Annotated in this window: 13 protein-coding genes; 3 read left to right on the forward strand and 10 right to left on the reverse strand. The window is 73.1% G+C overall.

Annotated elements, in window-relative coordinates; translation table 11 throughout:
• Positions 1-33 precede the first annotated feature (33 nt).
• Positions 34-1,245 (forward strand): MFS transporter, encoded by a 1,212-nt coding sequence (locus ACF3NH_RS13030; RefSeq protein ID WP_422923358.1) that lies wholly within the window; start codon positions 34-36, stop codon positions 1,243-1,245.
• A 62-nt stretch (positions 1,246-1,307) separates the two neighbouring features.
• Here the strand turns inward: ACF3NH_RS13030 and ACF3NH_RS13035 are convergent, their stop codons facing one another.
• The 3 genes from ACF3NH_RS13035 to ACF3NH_RS13045 form a co-directional block, all read right to left on the reverse strand.
• The gene (locus ACF3NH_RS13035; RefSeq protein ID WP_198367387.1) at positions 1,308-1,637 is read right to left on the reverse strand and encodes a YnfA family protein; all 330 of its coding nucleotides are present in this window, start codon (positions 1,635-1,637) and stop codon (positions 1,308-1,310) included.
• 7 nt (positions 1,638-1,644) lie between these two features.
• Positions 1,645-3,078, reverse strand: coding sequence for an aldehyde dehydrogenase family protein (locus ACF3NH_RS13040; RefSeq protein WP_422923360.1), 1,434 nt, complete (start codon positions 3,076-3,078; stop codon positions 1,645-1,647).
• 109 nt (positions 3,079-3,187) lie between these two features.
• On the reverse strand, positions 3,188-4,597 hold the full coding sequence (locus tag ACF3NH_RS13045) for an L-lactate permease (RefSeq protein ID WP_422923362.1): 1,410 nt from the start codon (positions 4,595-4,597) through the stop codon (positions 3,188-3,190).
• Between the two features lie 181 nt (positions 4,598-4,778).
• On the opposite strand from ACF3NH_RS13045, the gene ACF3NH_RS13050 reads away from it, so the two are divergent.
• Positions 4,779-5,951: an iron-containing alcohol dehydrogenase gene (locus tag ACF3NH_RS13050; protein ID WP_422923364.1), complete on the forward strand. Its 1,173-nt coding sequence runs from the start codon at positions 4,779-4,781 to the stop codon at positions 5,949-5,951.
• 12 nt (positions 5,952-5,963) lie between these two features.
• Here the strand turns inward: ACF3NH_RS13050 and ACF3NH_RS13055 are convergent, their stop codons facing one another.
• The 3 genes from ACF3NH_RS13055 to secD all read right to left on the reverse strand — a co-directional run bounded on the left by ACF3NH_RS13055 (position 5,964) and on the right by secD (position 9,990).
• Positions 5,964-7,142, reverse strand: a complete 1,179-nt coding sequence (locus ACF3NH_RS13055) for an EAL domain-containing protein (RefSeq protein ID WP_198367383.1) — start codon at positions 7,140-7,142, stop codon at positions 5,964-5,966.
• 275 nt (positions 7,143-7,417) lie between these two features.
• A complete protein-coding gene (secF, locus tag ACF3NH_RS13060; protein WP_198367382.1) occupies positions 7,418-8,389 on the reverse strand; it encodes a protein translocase subunit SecF in 972 nt (323 codons plus the stop codon).
• A gap of 14 nt (positions 8,390-8,403) precedes the next feature.
• A complete protein-coding gene (secD, locus tag ACF3NH_RS13065; RefSeq protein ID WP_198367381.1) occupies positions 8,404-9,990 on the reverse strand; it encodes a protein translocase subunit SecD in 1,587 nt (528 codons plus the stop codon).
• Between the two features lie 238 nt (positions 9,991-10,228).
• Here secD and ACF3NH_RS13070 point away from each other — a divergent pair, with 238 nt between their 5' ends.
• Positions 10,229-11,197 (forward strand): Gfo/Idh/MocA family protein, encoded by a 969-nt coding sequence (locus tag ACF3NH_RS13070; RefSeq protein ID WP_422923368.1) that lies wholly within the window; start codon positions 10,229-10,231, stop codon positions 11,195-11,197.
• A gap of 13 nt (positions 11,198-11,210) precedes the next feature.
• Here ACF3NH_RS13070 and treY read toward each other — a convergent pair whose 3' ends face one another.
• The 4 genes from treY to glgX are packed head-to-tail and all read right to left on the reverse strand — an operon-like array spanning position 11,211 to position 19,787.
• Positions 11,211-13,847: a malto-oligosyltrehalose synthase gene (gene treY, locus ACF3NH_RS13075; protein WP_422923370.1), complete on the reverse strand. Its 2,637-nt coding sequence runs from the start codon at positions 13,845-13,847 to the stop codon at positions 11,211-11,213.
• Positions 13,844-15,904, reverse strand: coding sequence for a 4-alpha-glucanotransferase (malQ, locus tag ACF3NH_RS13080; protein WP_422923372.1), 2,061 nt, complete (start codon positions 15,902-15,904; stop codon positions 13,844-13,846). Before malQ ends, treY begins: the two co-directional genes overlap by 4 nt.
• Entirely contained in the window at positions 15,901-17,673 is a 1,773-nt protein-coding gene (gene treZ / locus ACF3NH_RS13085) for a malto-oligosyltrehalose trehalohydrolase (protein ID WP_422923374.1), read from the reverse strand. The genes malQ and treZ overlap by 4 nt, the downstream gene beginning before the upstream one ends.
• Positions 17,670-19,787, reverse strand: a complete 2,118-nt coding sequence (glgX, locus tag ACF3NH_RS13090; RefSeq protein ID WP_422923376.1) for a glycogen debranching protein GlgX — start codon at positions 19,785-19,787, stop codon at positions 17,670-17,672. Before glgX ends, treZ begins: the two co-directional genes overlap by 4 nt.

Raw genomic sequence — 19,787 nt, forward strand, 5'->3', positions numbered from 1 at the left:
AGTCTTGCGCGCGGCAGGCATGACGGCCCCAGGATGAGGCGGGGTCCGGGTGAGGAAGCCCCCTACATCCAGCGCGGTACCCCCGCCTTCCGTCGCACCAACCTGGCCTTCCTCTGCGCCGGCTTCGCCACCTTCGCCCTGCTCTACGTGGCGCAGCCGCTGCTGCCGGCCTTCTCCGAGGCCTTCGGGGTCAGCCCGGCCGCGGCAAGCCTGTCGCTCTCCCTGCCGACGGCGGTGATGGCCGTCTGCATGCTGGTGGCCAGCGCCGCCTCCGAGGCGCTGGGCCGCAAGCCGGTCATGGTCGCCTCCGTCATCGCCTCCGCCCTGCTGACGCTGGCCGCCGCGGCGGCGCCGGGCTGGAGCAGCTTCCTGGCGCTGCGCGTGCTGCTCGGCATCGCCCTGTGCGGCCTGCCCGCCGTCGCCATGGCCTTCATCGCCGAGGAGGTCGACCCGCGCTCCAGCGGCTATGCCATGGGCCTCTATGTCAGCGGCACGGCCATGGGCGGCATGCTGGGCCGCGTGGGGGCCGGCCTGCTGCTGGACTGGGGCGGCTGGCGCTGGGCGGCGGGGGGCGTCGGCGCCCTCGGCCTGGTTTCGGCGCTGGTCTTCTGGTGGTGCCTGCCGGCCTCGCGCCGCTTCGTGCCGCGGCCCCTGGCCTGGCGCGGGCTGGCCGCCGGCTTCGCGCTGCACCTGCGGGATGGCGGCATGCGGCTGCTCTTCCTGCTGGGCTTCCTGTTCATGGGCAGCTTCATCACCGTCTACAACTACATCGGATACCGCCTGCTGGCGCCGCCCTTCGCGCTCAGCCACGCGGGCGTCGCGCTGGTCTTCAGCATCTACCTGATCGGCATCGGCAGCTCCGCCCTGGTCGGCGGCCTGGCCGACCGCTTCGGCCGGCGGCGGGTGCTGTGGCTGACGGTGCTCGCCATGCTGGCCGGGCTGGCGCTGACCCTCTCCGGGGCCCTGCCGGTGATCGTCCTGGGGCTGGCGGTGCTGACCTTCGGCTTCTTCGGCTCGCATGCGATGGCCAGCGCCTGGGTCGGCCAATGGGGCGGGGCGGCACGTGCCCAGGCCTCCTCGCTCTATCTCTTCGCCTATTACATGGGCGCGAGCCTGCTCGGCCCGCTGGGCGGGCTGGCCTGGGAACGGGGCGGATGGGCGGGCGTGGCCGCCCTGCTCTCCGGCGGGCTGGCGGTGGCGCTGCTGGCCGCGCTGCGGCTGGGGCGCCTGCCGCAGCGCGGCTGAGATGGCCTGCCGCAGCGCGGCTGAGATGGCCCGCCGCCGCGCGGCTGAGGCGCCGCTTCCCTTCAGCCGCCGCGCGGCCCGAGCAGGATCAGCGCCGCCCCCAGCAGGCAGACGGCACCGCCGATCAGGTCCCAGCGGTCGGGTGCCACACCCTCGGCCAGCCAGAGCCAGAGCAGGGCCGTGGCGATATAGACCCCGCCATAGGCGGCATAGGCGCGCCCGGCCGCGGCGCTGTCCACCTGCGCCAGCAGCCAGGCGAACAGCAGCAGCAGGGCAAGGCCGGGCAGCAGCCAGAGCGCGCCGCGCCCGAGCCGCCACCAGGCCCAGACGGCGAAGCAGCCGCCGATCTCGGCCAGCGCCGCACCCCCGTACAGCAGCGCGGCGCGGACCATGCCTGGCTCAGCCGTGCCGGATGGCGATGGTCTTGAGCGAGGCGAAGCCGGCCAGGGCGGCGAAGCCCTTCTCGCGCCCATGGCCGCTGCGCTTGACGCCGCCGAAGGGCAGTTCCACGCCGCCGCCGGCGCCATAGTTGTTGATGAAGACCTGCCCGGCCCGGATCCCGCGCGAGAGGCGCATGGCGCGGCCGATATCGGCGGTCCAGACGCCGGCCACCAGGCCGAAGGGCGTGCCGTTGGCGATGGCCAGCGCCTCGGCCTCGTCGCTGAAGCGGATCGCCGTCAGCACCGGGCCGAAGACCTCCTCCTGCGCCAGCCGGTGATCGGGCGCGACATCGGCGAGCAGGGTGGGCGGCACGTAGAAGCCGCCCTCCGGCGCGTTGGAGGCGATGCGCCCCTGGCCGGCGAAGCTCAGCCCGTCGGCACGGGCGGCCTGCAGGAAGGACTTCACCCGCCTCTGCTGATCGGCGTTCACCACCGGGCCGAGGTCGAGGTCACGCTCGGCCGGGCCGGCCTCCAGCCGCCCGAAGCGCGCCGAGAGATCGGCGACGAGGCGGTCGAAGACCGGCGCTTGGATCAGCACGCGCGAGCCGGCGGAGCAGGTCTGGCCGGCATTCTGGATGATGCCGTTCATCACCGTGGCGGCCGCGGTGTCGAGGTCCGCATCCTGGAAGACGATCTGCGGGCTCTTGCCGCCCAGCTCCAGCGTCACCGGGATGGTGTGCTTCGCCGCGGCCGACTGCACCAGCGTGCCGACCTCGGGACTGCCGGTGAAGGAGACATGCGCGATGCCCGGATGCGCCGTCAGCGCCGCGCCGGCCTCCTCGCCAAGGCCGGTGACGACATTCCAGACGCCCTTGGGGAAGCCCGCCTCGGCGGCCAGCCGCGCCAGCATCAGCGAGGAGAGCGAGGCGTCCTCGGCCGGCTTCAGCACGCAGGCATTGCCCATGGCGAGCGCCGCGCCGACCGAGCGGCCGACGATCTGCATCGGGTAGTTCCACGGCACGATATGGCCGGTGACGCCATGCGGCTCCCACAGCGTCATGACCGTCATGCCGTCGGCATAGGGGATGGTGTCGCCATGCATCTTGTCGGCGCTGCCGCCATAGAACTCGAAGTAGCGGGCGCAGGCGGTGGCGTCGGCGCGGGCCTGGCGGATCGGCTTGCCGACATCCTGGCTCTCGGCCTGCGCCAGGGCCTCGGCGTCGCGCAGGATCAGCGCCGCCAGCCGGCCGAGCAGCCGGCCGCGCTCCGTGGCCGACAGGCGGCCCCAGGAACCATCGAGTGCCGCCTGCGCCGCGCGCACGGCGGCATCGATCTCCGCCGTGCCGCCCCGCGCGATCTGTGCCATGACGCCGCCATCCGAGGGGTTGATGACGGGGATCATCCGCTCGGCGGCGACCTCGCGGCCGTTGATCCAGTGTCCATGAGTCTGCATGGCGTGCCCCTCCGATCTTTCGCGGGGAGGGTTTACGCTTTCGGTGGCAGCGGGCAAGCCCGCACGGGCGGCGGCGGCGGGCAAGCCCGCGGGGCCGTCATCGGCGCCCTCATCGAGCAAAGGCGAGCCACCCCCAGCCCATCAGCACCACGGCCAGCATGGAGGGCAGCAGCAGGCGCCAGATCTGCGCCGGCCGCGTGCCGTCGGCGAGCAGGCCGCAGATCATCGCCGTGACGCCGAAGCTCATGCCGGCCGCCGCCGCCCCGGCCGAGTTGTGCAGCCCGCCGGCGAAAGCCGGCATCAGGCCGGCCGCCTGGCCCAGGGCCGCCTGCACCGGCATCAGCGCCGCGTTGGAGCCGACATTGCTGCCGGTGACCATGCCGGAGACGAAGCCCAGCGGCGGAATCGCATAGGCGGCGAAAGGGCCGAGCGCGCCCGCCGCCGCCTCGGCCAGGGCCGTGGCGACGCCCGCGCCGGCCAGCCAGCGGCCGAGCACGACATAGAGGATCATCGCCACCACCGGCCGCCGCGCGCGCTTCAGCGTGTCGACCAGGGCCGCGCCGGCGCCGAGAGGGCGGAGCGCCAGCAGCAGCAGCGCCACCGTCCAGAGCACCACCGCCACATGCGTGACGGGCAGGGGCGGCAGGTCCGGCCAGGGATGGAGGGCCGGGGCGCCGTGCCAGGATCGGGCCAGCAGCAGCGCGGCGGTCAGCCCCGCCCAGGGCGCCAGCATGGTCAGCGCGCGCCGCCAGCCGGCCGGACCGCGCGGCGGGTCGAGCCGCCAGAGCACCCAGAGCAGGGGCAGGCCGGCGGCCAGGATGCCGGCGGTCTCGAAGGGCAGCGCCAGGTTGGCCAGCAGCAGCAGCCCGGCCAGGAGCAGCATCAGCAGGAGCTGGGCCAGCTTCTCCCGCCCCGGCACCGGCACGCCGGCGCGGGCGGAGAGGCGCCAGAAGAGCGGCGTCAGGGCCAGCAGCCAGAGCACGTGCGGCCCGGCCGTGGCCAGGGCGAGGGCCTGTGGCGGCACGCCGATCAGCGCCGCGCCCAGCGCCGTGCCCGGGCCGAGGCCGCCCCAGGGCACCAGGGTCAGTGCCAGCAGCGCCAGCGCCCCCGCCGGCGCGCCGCCGAGGCCCATGCGGCGCAGCCCGGCCAGCGCGAAGACGGCGCCCACCGCGAAGCCGGTGACGCTTTCGACGAAGGCCCCGCCCAGCAGCGTGGCGGCGAAGACGCGCCGGGGCGAGAGGGTGAGGCTCGCCTCCTCCGCCGGGGCGAGGCGGGTCACTGCCATGTGGAAGAGCAGGCCGCCCGCCAGCACGCCGACGGGCTGCATCGCCAGATAGATTGCGCGCAGGGTCTCCCAGGCCAGGAAGCCCGGCGCCAGGCCGGGTTGCGGCAGGGTGAGCAGCACCGCCGGCAGGCTGGCCGCCAGCCCCGCCAGGCAGGCCAGGGCCGGGCCGGCGCGGCCGGAGATCAGCAACAGCAGGAGCAGGAGGAGCGGCGCGGCTTGCAGCAGGAGGAGCATGGGGCGCCCATCCTCGGCCAGGGGCGGGCCGGGCGCCAGAGGGACGCGCCAAAGGGGGGGGCGTTGCCGCGCCCGCAGCCAGCCGTCATCCTGGCGCCACGCGGCACCGGCCCCGCTTCGGCCCCCGTTTCAGCCCAGGACGGCGAGGCCACCGGCCCGCCGCGGCTCAGAGGAGGAAATCATGTCCCTGTCCCTGGTGGCTCCGCGCAAGCTGCTCATCGGCGGCGGCGCGCTGACGCAACTGCCGCAGCTGCTGCGCGAGTTCGGCCTGTCGCATCCGCTGGTCGTCACCGATCCGTGGATCGTCTCCTCCGGCATGATCGACCGGGTGCTGGCGCCGCTGGCGGCGGCGGGCATCGCCGCCAAGGTCTTTTCCGACACCGTGGCCGACCCGACCGACACGGTGGTGGAAGCGGGAGTCGCGGCGCTGCGCCAGGGGCATTTCGACTGCCTGATCGGCTTCGGCGGCGGCAGCCCGATGGACACGGCCAAGGCCATGGCCATCCTGGCGGCGGCGCAGCCCGGCCAGCATATCCGCGCCTTCAAGGTGCCGGCCGCCGCCGATCGCGCCGCCCTGCCGGTGCTCTGCGTGCCCACCACCGCCGGCACCGGCAGCGAGGCGACGCGCTTCACCGTCATCACCGACACTGCGCGGGACGAGAAGATGCTGATCGCCGGACTGGGCGCGCTGCCGCTCGCGGCGCTGGTGGATTACGAGCTGACCTTCAGCGTGCCGCCGCGCATCACCGCCGATACCGGGATCGACAGCCTGACCCATGCGCTGGAGGCCTATGTCTCGCACCGCGCCAATCCGCTGGCCGATCTCTATGCCGCGGCGGCGATGAAGCTGATCGCCCGGCACCTGCGCGTGGCCTATGCCGATCCGCAGAACCCGGCGGCACGGGCCGGGATGATGGAGGGGGCCACGCTGGCGGGGCTGGCCTTCTCCAACAGCTCGGTGGCGCTGGTGCATGGGATGAGCCGGCCGGTCGGCGCCCATTTCCACGTGCCGCACGGCCTGTCCAACGCCATGCTGCTGCCGGCCGTCACCGCTTTCGGATTGCAGGCGGGCCTGTCCCGTTATGCCGAGGCGGCACGGATCATGGGGCTGGCCGAGGCGGGCACGCCGGACGCGGCCGCCGCGCAGGCCCTGCTGCGGGAGTTGCGGGCGCTCAACCAGGAGCTGGGCGTGCCGAGCCCGCGCCAGTTCGGCATCGCGCCCGAGGCCTGGGAGGCGGCGCTGCCGGTCATGGCGGAGCAGGCCCTGGCCTCCGGCAGCCCGGCCAACAACCCGCGCGTGCCGACGGCGCCGGAGATCATCGCCCTCTATCGGGAGGCCTTCGAGCCGGGCTGAGGCGGCGGCGCCTCAGGCGGGGCGGCGGGCCAGCCGGGCGCCGGCGCGCCGCGCCGCCACCCAGGCCGGCAGAACCTGGGCGGGCAGCGGGCGGCCGATGGCATAGCCCTGGGCATTGTCCGCCCCCGCCCGCGCCACGGCGCGCCACAACCGGCTGTCCGAGACCCCCTCGGCGGTGACGGTCATGTGGCGGTTGTGGGCCAGGGTGATGAGGCGCTCGACCTCGGCGCGGGCGCGCCGGCTGCCGGGCATGGCGCCGACCAGATGGCGGTCCAGCTTGATGCCGGCGAAGGGCAGCTCGATCAGCTGGGCGCGGTCCTCCTCCAGGCCCATGTCGTCGATCAGCACCGGGTGGCCGGCGGCCTGCAGCCGCAGCAGCGCCTGCCGCAGCGCCGAGCGGTCGCGCACCGGCGTGGTCTCGGTCAGCTCCAGCACCAGGGCCGAGGGCGGGAAGCCGCTGGTCTGCTGCAGGCGCCGCAGGGCCCCCAGCACGTCGCGCTGCAGCAGCACATCGAGCGGCAGGTTCAGGCTCAGCGCGGCGCCGATCCGCATCGGCGCCGGGGCCAGCTCGTTGAAGGCCGCCCGGGCCACGGCCAGGGAGAGGGCGCGGGTCTGGCCGCTGCGCTCGGCCAGGGGTACGAAGGCATCGGGGCTGAGCGGCGTGTCGTCCCGTCGCTGCCAGCGGGCCAGGCCTTCCAGCAGGACCGGGCGCTGGTCGGCGATGCGGAAGACCGGCTGATACCGCACCGTGATCTCGCCGCGCTCCAGACCCCGCTCCAGCTCGCGCGGGTCGTCCGTCGGCACCTGCAGCTTCTCGGCCGCGAGGCGGCGCAGGGCCTGGGCGACGACATGCGGGCGGGGCGCGGCCACGGCCACGCCGGCCGGCGGGGTGGGGCTTCCCTCCTCCTGGATCAGGACGATGCCCGTGGGGGAGAACGGATCGGCGGCGGCGGCGAGCAGGGTGGGCAGGTGCTCGCCGGCGGCGGCGGCCTCGCAGATCATGTGCCGGGGCGGCGTCGAGACGCCGAAGAGGCGCGCCAGGGCCTCATGGCCATCCGGAACCACCACCGGGGGCCGCGTGCGCAGATCCTCGGCGACGGTGTGCGCCAGTTCGATCAGGCGGAGGTCCCGCGCCAGGACGAGCAGCGTCGGTATGCCGTCTCCGGTCGTGGGTTGTAACCTGATCGCCATAAACGCTCCTCCCGGCAGCCGTCAGAAGCGATGTGCCGGTCTCGGTGATCTATGGTTACTTTTGTCCAAACTCAAAGGATTGTCTCATATTTTTGATTAAATTTTGGCCGAATTGAGCGGTAGAGTGGCACGACCCGGCATGGACTGCCTAAGCCCTAAGGGGTAGGGCCCCACTGCTCAACTGCGGCGTGCGAGGGTTGGTTCCATTTCTGGCCGGAATGCCGGCCGCCGGAGTCGGGCCCGCGGCAGGCCGCCGCCGGGCCCTGACCCTGGTATCAGCGCCCCGGGCTGTGTTGCGGGGCGCGGGCCTGGGTGGCCGGGGCCTCGGTCCCCCGCCGCAACCGGTTCTCGCCCAGGAAGAGCAGGATCGGCGCCGCGATGAAGATCGAGGAGGTGGTGGAGGCGACGATGCCGAAGACCATGGTCCAGGCGAAGCCCGCCAGGGCGTCGCCCCCGAACAGCGCCAGCGGCAGCGCCGAGAGCAGCAGTGTCATCGAGGTGCCGATGGTGCGGTTCAGCGTCTCGTTGATCGACTTGTCGATCAGCTGCCGCAGCGGCATGGTCTTGTACTTGCGGAGATTCTCGCGCATCCGGTCGTAGACCACGACCTTGTCGTTGATCGAGAAGCCGATGATGGTCAGCACCGAGGCCACCGTGGTCAGGCTGAACTCGATCCGCGTGACCGCCAGGAAGCCGACGACCTTGGTGGTCTCCAGGATCAGCGTCGCGATGGCGCCGACGGCGAACTGCCATTCGAAGCGGAACCAGATATAGGCCATCATCGCCAGCATCGAGATGCCGAGCGCGATCAGGCTGTTCTGGAACAGCTCGGCGCTGACCCTGTTGCCGACCGCCTCGGTGCGCAGGATGCGCGCGCCCGGCGCCACCTGCTCCAGCGCGCCGCGCACGCCGTTCACCGCGCCCTGGGTGGCGCCCTCGTCACCCTGCACCGGCAGGCGCAGCAGCACCGTGCTGTCGTCACCGAACTGCTGCAGGCCGACATCGCCGAGGTTGAGCCCGCTCATGGTGGTGCGGAGGGTGGCGAGATCGGCCGGGCCCTGGGTTCGGATCTCCATGATGACGCCGCCGCGGAAGTCGATGCCCTTCTCCAGCCCGGGGTAGAAGGCCAGGACGAGCGAGAGGACGGAGATCACGGCGGAGAAGATGATCCCGATCACGCGGCCGCGCATGAAGGGGATGGCGGTGTCGTCCGGGACGATGCGGAACAGGGGGCGGGAGAGGAACATGCGGTGTGTCTTCCTCAGACCGGCAGGGCCTTGGGGCGGCGCGAGCGGTACCAGGCGGCGACCATCAGCCGCACCAGCACGGTGGCCGACCACATCGAGGCGATGGTGCCGATCGCGACGGTCACGGCGAAGCCCCGCACCGGGCCGGAACCCAGCACGTAGAGGCAGGCCATGGCGATCAGATTGGTCAGGTTGCTGTCCAGGATGGTGCCGGAGGCCTTGGTGAAGCCCGCCTCCAGCGCGTTGATCGGCGTCCGGCCGGCGCGCACCTCCTCGCGGATGCGCTCGTTGATCAGGATGTTCGCATCCACCGCCGTGCCGAGGGTCAGCACGATGCCGGCGATGCCCGGCAGGGTCAGCGTGGCGCCCAGCAGGGACAGGGCGGCCATCAGCAGCAGGATGTTCACCACCAGCGCCAGATTGGCGAACCAGCCGAACAGCCCGTAGGCCAGCCCCATGTAGCCGATGACGAAGACCGCGCCGACGCCGAGGCTGATCAGCCCGGCGCGGATGGCGTCCGCGCCCAGCTCCGGCCCGACCGTGCGCTCCTCCACCACCGTCAGCGGCGCGGGCAGGGCGCCGGCGCGCAGCAGCACGGCGAGGTCGTTGGCGGTGGCGGCGGTGAAGCTGCCGCTGATCTGGCCGCGCCCGCCGGTGATCGGCTCGTTGATGCGCGGCGCGGTGATCACCTTGTTGTCCAGCACGATGGCGAAGGGCTGGCCGACATTCTGCCGGGTGATCTCGGCGAAGCGCCGGGTGCCGATCGAATCGAAGCTGAAATTCACCACCCATTCGCCGGTCTGCGAATTCTGCCCGGCGCGGGCGTCGGTCAGGTTGGCGCCGTCCACCTCGATGCGCCGCCGCACGGCGATGCGCCCGCCGCCCTGCTCCATCTCCAGGAACTCGACGCCGGGGGGCGGCACGGCGGCCTGCGGATTGGCGCCCGCATCCACCAGCCGGAAGGTCATGCGCGCGGTGCGGCCGAGCAGCTCCTTGATCCGGTTCGGATCCTCGACGCCGGGCAGCTGCACCAGGATGCGGCTCGCCCCCTGGCGGGCGATCAGCGCCTCGGCCACGCCGGTCTCGTCCACGCGGCGGCGGACGATCTCGATCGACTGCTCGACGGCGCCGCTGGCGCGGGACTGCAGCGCGGCGTCGCTCAGCGTCGCGGTGATGGTGCCGTCGGCGGCGGAGGTCAGCGTCACATCGGGCGCGGTGGCGCCGCCGCCCACCGGGACGGGGGTGGCCAGTTCGCGCAGCGCCGCGAGCGCCGCCGGGATCTGCGCCGGATCGCGCAGGCGGAGCGAGAGGCGCTCATTGGCCGGATCGGCCTGCAGGTTCAGATAGCCGATATTGGCGGCGCGCAGCCGGGTGCGGGCGCCGTCGGCCAGGCTCTCCAGCCGCTCCCGCACCACCGCCCTCAGATCCACCTCCAGTAGCAGATAGGATCCGCCGCGCAGGTCAAGCCCGAGGGAGATCTGCCGCGCCGGCAGCCAGGAGGGGATGGCGGAGCGGGGGACGAGATTGGGCAGCGTCAGCAGCACGCCCAGGAGGATGACGCCCAGAATGGTGGCGACCTTCCACCGTGCGAAATACAGCATGGCCGAGCAGGCCCCCCTCGTGCCCGCGGCGGCAGCCGGCCGGGGGCGAATGACGTCTCTGACAAGCGCGGTCTCTCAGGCTCCGGCGGGGCGGGCCCGCCGGAGCGGCGGAAAATGATGCGCCCGCGCCGCGCGCGCAACCCGTGTTGCGTTCCGCCACGCTCGCGCACCCGCTTTTGGCAAGGCGGGGCGGAGTCTGTACATCGCGTCCGATGGATCCGGGTTGGCGGGAAAGGCCATGGGCATGCTGAAGCTGGGCATTCTGGGGGCGGGGCATTTCGGGCGCTTCCACGCGCTGAAGGCGGCCAAGGCCGCATCCGGCGGGGGGGTCGCCTTCCTGGGCCTGGCCGATGCCAGCCCCGAGCGGGCGGCGCAGGTCGCCGCCGAGGCCGGATGCCCCGTCCTGGCGCCGGCGGCGCTCCTGGCCGCGGCCGATGCGGTGATCATCGCTGCCCCCACCGCCTTCCACCACGAGCTTGCCACGGCCGCGCTCGCGGCGGGCTGTCATGTCTTCGTCGAGAAGCCGATCGCCGCCACGCTGGAGCAGGCCGACGCGCTGGTGGCGCAGGCGGCGGCGGCGGGCCGGGTGCTGCAGGTCGGGCATGTGGAGCGCTTCGGCGCCGGCATGGCGACCCTGCAGGGCAGGGCCGGGGTCGGGCGGCCGCTCTACATGGAGGCGGTGCGCATCGCCCCCTTCCGCCCGCGCAGCCTCGACATCACCGTCATCCTCGACCTGATGATCCACGACCTCGACCTGGTCATCGCCCTGGCCGGCGCCGAACTGGTGGGGGTGGAGGCGGTGGGCGCGAAGGTCGTCTCGGACCGTATCGACATCGCCAATGCCCGGCTCCGCTTCGCCAACGGCGCCCAGGCGACCGTGACCGCGAGCCGCGCCAGCCTCAGGATGGAGCGCCGCCTGCGCGTCTTCGGCACCGAGGGCTATGCCAGCCTGGATTTCCTGGCGCGGGAGCTGAAGCTGGTGCGCCGCGGGCAGGGCGCCGCGCTGGAGCAGATCCCCGGCCACGGCATCGAGACCCTGTCCTGGCAGGAACACGACAACCTGGAGGCGGAGCAGGCCGCCTTCCTGGCCGCCTGCCGGGGCGAGGCGCCGGTGGTGGTGGATGGCCGGGCCGGGCGGGCGGCGCTGGACGCCGCCCTCCGGGTCGAGGCCGCGGTGGCCAGCGCCCTGCGCGCGGCCGGGATCTGAGCGGAGAGGGGCCTTACTGCGCGAGCAGCACCCGGTGGAGCGGGCCGCCAGCCAGATCGAGGCGCACGGCGGACGCGATCTCGGCGTCACTCAGCAGGCACCGCCAGCGGCGTCCCGCCAGATCCTCCGGGAGGGGGATGCCCACGCCCGGCCGGTCCGCGGCCTCCTCCAGTCCGGCGCCGCGCAAGGGCACCACGACCAGCAGCGCCGCCCCGCCCTGGCGGCGGCAGAAGGCGAGCAGCCCCTCCGCCCCCGGCCCCTCGGCCGCCAGGGGCTCGTGGCGCCCCTCGGCGAAAAGCGCGGGGACCTCGCAGCGGGCGCGCAGCAGGCGGTGGATGACCGCCTGCTTCACCGCGCCCGAACGCCAGGCCGGGAGCAGCGCCTCGGGGCTCTCCCCGCTCTCCAGCGCCGCGCGGCGGAGCGCGTAGTCCACCGGACGCCGGTTGTCGGGATCGACCAGGGATTCGTCCCAGAACTCCGTGCCCTGGTAGAGATCGGGCACGCCGGGCACGGTGTAGCGCAGGATGGTCTGGCTCAGGCTCCGCACCGCCCCGGCGGCGGCGAGCCGGGCGGCGAAGTCCTGAAGGCCGGCGGCCAGGTCAGGATGCGTGGCGGGATCGACCACGCCGCGCATCCAGCCCTCCGCCGCCGCCTCATACACCTCGTCCGGCATGGCCCAGCCGGAGCGCCGCTTGGCCTCGCGCAGCGCCTTGCGCAGCCAGCCGGCGAGCCGCTCCTGCCAGGCGCCGACGCCGGCCCGGTCCTGCACCTCGAGGCCGAGCGGCCAGGAGGCCAGCAGCATCTGCAGGATCATCACCGCGTCGCCCGGCTCCGGCGCGGGGCCGGCGGGCAGGTCCCGCACCAGGTCGCTGGCCTGGGACAGCGCGCCGCGCAGCACGGCCGCCCAGTCGTCCGGGATGTCGGACAGGGCGGCGAGGCGCATCCGCAGATCCTCGCCCCGCTTGTGGTCATGCGTGGCCGTGGCCAGCATGGCGGCCGGATGCGCCGCGCCGCGCGCCGCGCAGGCGCGGTGGAAGGCCTCGGGCGGCAGCGAGAACTGGTCAGGATGCGAGCCGACCTCGTTGCGGGAGAGCAGCCGCCCGTAGCGGTAGAAGGCCGTGTCCTCCACCGACTTGGCCGCGGTGGGGGAGGAGAGCTGCTGGAAGCGGGCGCGGGCGCGCAGCAGGTCCTGGCGGGCCTCGCCGGGCGGGCGGGTGCGGATCTTCTCCTCGGCCAGCCAGAAGAGAAGATGCGTCAGCACGACGTGATCGGTCGGATGCAGGCGGGCGCGGGCCGCCTCGGCCACCTGCTGCAACACCCGCGCATCCTCCGTGCTCGGCCGTCCGGCGCGGGTGTAGATGCGGTAGACCGGGAAATGCAGCAGCATCTCGGCCAGGACGCGACGGATGGCGTTGAAGGAGAAATCGCGCGAGCGGATGTGGCCGCGCGCCAGGTGGTGCAGGGCGCGGGCGCAGCCATCGAGCTCGGCGGCGAGGTTGTCGCGCAGGATCTGCTTGCGCGCGGCCAGCTCCTCGGCGGGGAAGTCGGCATCGCGGCCCGAGGTCTCGCGCCAGAGGGCGGAGAGCGGCGCCTCGCCCGCCGGGTTGTGCAGCACGGCACCGACCTGGTCCATGAAGTCGTAGCCCGTGGTGCCGTCGGTGCGCCATTCGGCGACCAGCGGCTCGCCCGGGGCCAGGATCTTCTCGACCAGGATGTAGGGCGGGCCCTGGGGCGCCTCCGCCGGGCGGCGCGCGCCGGCGGCCATCATGCGGCGGCGCAGCTTGCGGCAATAGCCGCGCGGATCCGCGAGGCCGTCGACATGGTCGATCCGCACGCCGTCGATCAGCCCCTCGGCATAGAGGCGCAGGAGCAGCTCGTGCGTCGCGTCGAAGACCTCCGGATCCTCGGCGCGCAGCCCGGCGAGGCCGGTGACGTCGAAGAAGCGGCGCCAGTTGATCTCGTCCGTCGCGGTGCGCCACCAGGCCAGGCGGTAATTCTGCCGCTCCAGCAGGGCGTGCAGCCGCGCGGCGCCGTTCAGCGTCGCCGGATCGTAGTCGGCGAAGCCGTCATCGGCGTCCAGCAGCGCATTGGCCTCGCGCGGCGCGATCGGGAAGCGGTTGTCGAAATAGGCGACCGAAACGCCGGTCGGGCCTTCCGCCACCAGCTTCAGCTCGCCCTCCGCCAGCGCCTCGCCATAGGGGCGGCCCAGGAAGGGGGCCAGCATCTTGCCATGCAGGGACGGGTCGGCGCTGTCCCAGTCGATGTCGAAGAAGCGGGCGTAATCGCTGTCTCGGCCCTTGGCCAGGACGTCCTGCCACCAGGGGTTGTGCGGCCCGTCCACCCCCATGTGGTTGGGCACGATGTCGAGCAGCAGGCCCATCCCCTCGGCCCGCAGCGCGGCGACCAGCCGCCGCAGCGCCGGCTCGCCGCCCAGCGCGGGATTGATCGCATCGTGCGCGGTGATGTCGTAGCCATGGGTCGAGCCCGGCGCCGCCGGCAGCAACGGGGAGGCATAGAGATGGCTGATCCCGAGCCGGGCGAGGTAGGGCACGATGCCGACCGCGTCATCCAGCGTGTAGCCGGCGTGGAACTGGATGCGGTAGGTGGCGCGCGGAAGGGTCGTCGCGGGCGGCGTCAGGGGGGTGTTCACTCGGGGGCTCTCCGGGCGCGCGCCAGGACGCGCAGGCGATGGTCGAAGGCGGGGTGCCGGAACAGGAGCTCGACCGGCGGGTCCAGCCGGCGGCGCCAGTTCGGATGCTCATCAACGGTGCCGGGCATGTTGGGTTGCTCGACCGCGGCGAGCGCATCCTCGAGCGGCAGCAGGGCGAGGTCGCAGCGGGCGCGGCCGATATAGGCGGCGGCGGCATCCGCCACCCGCGCCGCCTCGTCCGGCCCCGGCACGTCGCCTTCCGCGACATGGGCCTGGCGGAAGGCGGCCCAGAGCTTCGGCCGTTCCGCGGCCCGGGTGGCGGCCTGGCCGTCGATGGTGCTGCCCAGCTCCTCCCGCCAGACCAGGTCGCGCCCCTCCCACCAGCCGGCGACGGTCGGCAGGTCGTGCGTTGAGGTCATGGCCACGGCTTCGCGCGTCCAGCGGACAGGGTCCTTGAAGCCGGGATTCTCCGCCGGCCCCGTCTGCTCGAACCACATGACGCGCATCCCGGCGAGGCCGGCCTTCTGCAGCCTGGGCCGGAAGCCATCCGGCACGGTGCCGAGATCCTCGCCGATGGCGACGGCGCCATGCAGAAAGGATTCGAGGGCGACGAGGCGTAGCATGTCGGTCAGCGGATAGCGCAGGTAGCAGCCCTCGGCCGGGGAGGCGCCCTCGGGCACCAGCCAGAGTCGGCGCAGGCCGAGCACATGGTCGAGCCGCACGCCGCCGGCATTGCGGAAGGCGGCGCCCAGCATCTCGCGGAAGGCGGCGAAGCCGTTGGCGATCAGGCCTGCGGCGGCATAGGTGGTGATGCCCCAGCCCTGGCCGCGCGTGTTGAAGATGTCGGGCGGCGCGCCGATCTCGACGCCGGAGAGGAACTCCTTCTGCCGCGCCCAGGCATCGCTGCCGCCGCCATCGACGCCGATGGCGAGATCGGCGATCAGCCCGATGCGGGCGCCATGCGCGCGCGCCGCGGCCTGCGCCGCCGCGAGGCCGCGATCGGCCAGCCATTGCAGGAAGGCGTGGTACTCCACCTGCTCCGCATGCGCCGCCGCGAAGGCCGCGACATCCGGGCTCTCCGGGTCCTGCAGCCCGGCCGGCCAGTCGCGCCAGTGCCAGCGGCCCGGGCCGGCGGCGACCTGCTCCGCCTGGATGGCCTCGAAGCGGGCGTGATTCTCGAGCGAGCGCCCGCCCGCGGCGCGGAAGGCCTCGAATTCCGCGCGCAGGGAGGCCGGCGCGGTGTCGCGGAAGGCGGTGTGCAACTGCCGCAGCCGGGCCAGCCGGGCCTGGGCGGCGTCGGGCCAGTCGATCAGCGGCAGGGCCTCCAGCCGCGCCCATTCCGCCCGCAGCTCGGGCGGGAAGGGGGGCGCGTCGTCCAGCAGGTCCTCGCCATCGGCATGGCGGACATCGAGCCGCAGCCGGCTCGAGGGAGCATAGGGGCTGAAGCGCGTCGGGTCGGCGGTGAACTGCGCGTGCACGGGGCTGATGGCGATGGCATCGGCGCCTTCCCGCGCGGCACCGGCGGCGAAGGCGGCGAGCGCTCGGTAGTCGCCGATGCCGCCATCCCCCGCGCGCTTCAGCGCGTAGAGCTGCACCGCCAGCCCCCAGGCACGGCCACCGGGGCAGGCATCGGTGATGCGGTGGCCGTGTTCCGGCGCCACGGCGAGCGTCACCTGCCGTCCGCCGGCTTCGAGCGTGTAGTAGCCGGGCAGGCTCGGCGCGGTCATCATCGCGCCGCGCGGGGCCGGGGCGGCCTCGCCCTCCACGCGGGTGCCGTCGGCGGCGGCCAGGAGGTAGCGGCCCGGACTGAGCGGGATCCGCAGCGGCGCGCCGGCGGCGGCCGTGATCAGGGGCGGCGGGCTGGCGCGCCGGGCGGCCTGGAAGGCCGCGAGGCTCTCGCGGATCTGCGCCGCGCTGCCGGCGGGATGGCCCAGCGCCGACAGCACGTGGCGCAGCGTCTGCGGCGCCGTGCGCTGCGGGCGGCCATTGGCGTCCTCCCACTCGGCCATCAGCCCGACGGCGCGGGCCAGCCGGCCGAGGGCCTCCGCCTCGCTCACAGCGCGGGGTCCGAGAGCCACGCGGCGGCGGACCAGGGGCCGAGGCGCCCCTCCGCCACATCGCCGCTGCTCGCCAGCAGAGGGCCGGAGCCGGGCGGGCATTCCACCGCCCGCGGGCCGAGCTGCGCCGCCAGGGTCAGCACGGCGCCATCCCCCAGGCGCCACTGCACGCGCAGGCCGGTCTCCCCCAGCATGGCGCCATTCAGCAGCGTGGTGCCGGCGAGCCGCGGCGCCAGGCGCGCGGCGCGCAGCTTCAGCAGGCCCGACACATGCGCCGCCATCGCCGCCTGCTCCGGCTGCCCGGCCTCGGCCGCATCCGGGCGGCTGGCGGCGAAGGTGTCGGGGTGGTTGGGGTCGGGAATGCGCTCGCGCCGCTCCGGATCGGTGAAGGCCGCGAACCTGGCGAATTCCTTGCGCCGCCCCTCGCGCACCGCCTGGGCCAGATCAGGGTCCGGGAAGCCGGTGAAGAAGAGGAAGGGCCGGCGGGAGCCGTATTCGTCGCCCATGAAGAGCATCGGCACGGCGGGGGACATGAGCAGGACGAGCAGGGCGGCGCGCGTCGCCTCGCCGGAAGCCAGGCTGTAGATCCGCTCGCCCATCGCGCGGTTGCCGACCTGGTCATGGTTCTGCAGCGCGTTGACAAAGGCCGAGGGCGGCAGGTGGCCGCTCTTCTGGCCACGCGCATGGCCGAGATTGGCCGAGACCTCGCCCTGATAGACGAAGCCCTCGGTCAGCGCGCGCAGCAGCTTCCCGGCCGGACGGTCGGCGTAGTCGGCGTAATAGGCGTCGGTCTCGCCGGTCAGCAGGACGTGCAGGCAATGATGCGCGTCGTCGTTCCACTGCGCGTCGAAGCTGGTCTCGAGCAGGCTCGCATCATTGTTTTCGTTCTCCAGCACCAGATAGACCGTGCGGCTGCCGCAGGCGGCGCGGACGCGCTCCGACAGCTCCGGCAGGAAGGACGGGTCGGGGATGGCATGGACGGCATCCAGCCGCAGCCCGTCGAAACGGTACTGCGTCAGCCAGAAGATGGCGTTCTCGATGAAGAAGTCGCGCACCGGCTTCTCGCGGAAGTCGATGGCGTCGCCCCAGGGCGTCGGCTTGTCCTTGCGGAAGAAATCCGGCGCGATGCTGTGCCAGTAGTTCCCGGCGGGGCCGAAGTGGTTGTAGACCACGTCGAGCATCACGGCGAGGCCGTGGCCATGCGCGGCGTCGACCAGCGCCTTCAGGTCGTCCGGCGTGCCGTAGGCCTCGTCCGGCGCATAGGGCAGTACGCCGTCATAGCCCCAGTTGCGCGCGCCCGCGAAGTCGTTCACCGGCATCAGCTCGATGGTGTTGACGCCGAGCGCGGCGAGGCGCGGCAGCTCCGCCATGATGCCGCGGAAACCGCCCATGGCGCCGGCATGCAGTTCGTAGATGACGCTCTGCGGCCAGGGATGCGTCGTCCAGCCATCGTTCTGCCAGCGGTAGGCGTGATGGTCGACCACGACGCTCCAGCCATCCACGTCACCGTCCTGCGCCTGCGAGGCGGGGTCGGGCACGGTCGGGCCGTTGCCCAGGTGAAAGCGGTAGCGCGTGCCGGAGGGTGCCGGCAGGGTGACGCTCCACCAGCCGTCAGGCTCGCTCCGCATCGGATGGGTCCCGGCGGCGGGGCCCTCGCGGCATTCCAGCGTGACTCCCGGCTGGCCGGGCGCCCAGAGGCGGAAGCGCGTGCCGCCATCCGGCCGGGGCAGCGGGCCGAAGGCGAAATCCAGGGGCCGGGCTTGAGTCATGCGGGACGATCCTTCGTGGAGAGCAGGGCCACCAGGAGCTGAACGGAGCGGCCGGAGACGGTAACTTCCGATCCGGCGATGGGTTGTTCCGCGTCATCGGGGCGCGCGCTGTCGAGAGCGAGGGACCAGGCCAGGGCGGGTTCCGGCAGGCGGAAGCGATGCGCCGCGGCCGTGCCATTCACCAGCAGCAGCGTCACCTCCACCTGATCCGATGCGCCGCCGGCAGTGGCGCGGCGCAGCGCCAGCAGCCGCGCCTCGGCATCGTGCCAGTCCTCCTCCACCAGCGGATCGCCCGCCTCGTCGAACCAGGCCGTGTCGGCGATGCCGGGCCATGGCTCGGTGCGCCCGTGCAGGAAGACCGGGCTGCGCAGCGTCGCGAGGCGGCGGCGCAGGGCGGTGGCACGGGCGACGAAGCGGAGCAGGGCCGAGCCCGCCGGCGCCTCGGCCATCGACCAGTCCAGCCAGGAGACCGGATTGTCCTGGCAGTAGGCGTTGTTGTTCCCCTGCTGGCTGCGGCCGAACTCGTCGCCGGCGAGCAGCATCGGCGTGCCATGCGCGGCGAAGAGGGTGAGCAGCATGGCGCGCTTCACCTGCTCGCGCCCCGCCAGGATGGCGGGATCGTGGGTCGGGCCCTCGACGCCCCAGTTGGCGCTAAAATTGGCGCCGTGCCCGTCGCGGTTCTCCTCGCCATTCGCCTCGTTGCGCCGCTCGGTGTAGCTGACCAGATCCTGCAGGGTGAAACCGTCATGCGCGGCGACGAAGTTGACCGAGGCCCAGGGGCGCCGCCGGCGATGGTCGAACAGCTCGCCCGAGCCCGAGAGGCGCGCCGCCAGCTCGGGCCGCAGCCCGGAATCGCCACGCCAGAAGCGGCGCAGCCCGTCGCGGAAGCGGTCGTTCCATTCCGAGAAGCCGGGAGGGTTCCGGCCGAGCTGGTAGCCGCCCGGCCCGATGTCCCAGGGCTCGGCGATCAGCTTCAGGCGCGACAGCACCGGGTCCTGCCGGATGGCGTCGAAGAAGCCGGAGCCGGCATCGAAGCCATCCGCCTCGCGCCCCAGCGTGCTGGCCAGGTCGAAGCGGAAGCCATCCACCCGGAAGGCGGTGGCCCAGTAGCGCAGACTGTCCATCACCATCTGCAGCACGCGCGGATGCGAGAGGTTGACGGTATTGCCGCAGCCGGTGTCGTCGATGTGGTGTCGCTCGTCGCCCGGCGTCAGGCGGTAGTAGCTGGCATTGTCGAGGCCGCGCCAGGAGAGGGTGGGGCCGGTTTCGCCGGCCTCGCAGGTGTGGTTGTAGACGACATCGAGGATCACCTCGATCCCGGCGGCGTGCAGGCGGCGGATGGCGACGCGGATCTCGTCCAGGCCGCCGGTCGAGAGATAGGCGGGCTCCGGCGTGAAATAGGAGAGGGTGGAATAGCCCCAGTAGTTGCGCAGCTGTCGCTCGACCAGGAAGCGGTCCTGCAGGAAGGCATGCACCGGCAGCAGCTCGACGGCGGTGATGCCGAGGCGCTGCAGATGTTCGATGACGCGCGGGTCGGCCAGGGCGGCGAAGGTGCCACGCTCGCGGGGCAGCAGGTCGTCGCGCTGCACCGTGAGGCCGCGCAGATGCGCTTCGTAGATGACGGTCTGGTCCCAGGGCACCTGGGGCGGGCGGTCGTCGCCCCAGTTGAAGGTGTCGTCCACCACCACGGATTTCGGCATGGCGGCGGCGGAATCGCGGCGGTCGAAGCTCAGGTCGCCGCACGGGGCGCCGATGCGGTGGCCGAAAAGCGCGTCGGTCCAGCGCAGCGTTCCGGCCATCTGCTTGCCGTAGGGGTCGAGCAGCAGCTTGTGCGGGTTGAAGCGATGGCCTTCGCGCGGGCGGTAGGGGCCATGCGCGCGGTAGCCGTAGATCAGGCCCGGACGCGCCTCGGGAAGATAGCCGTGGAACACCTCGTCGGTGCATTCGGGCATCGGCAGCCGGGCGACCTCGCGGCGCCCGGCGGCATCGAAGACGCAGAGATCGACCTGCGTCGCATGGGCGGAGAAGACCGCGAAGTTGATGCCCAGCCCGTCCCAGGTCGCTCCCAGCGGATCAGGCCGTCCGGGCAGCAACCAGTCCGGCAGCAGGGGCAA

The organism is Pseudoroseomonas sp. WGS1072 (assembly GCF_049340465.1).
Lineage (GTDB): Bacteria > Pseudomonadota > Alphaproteobacteria > Acetobacterales > Acetobacteraceae > Pseudoroseomonas.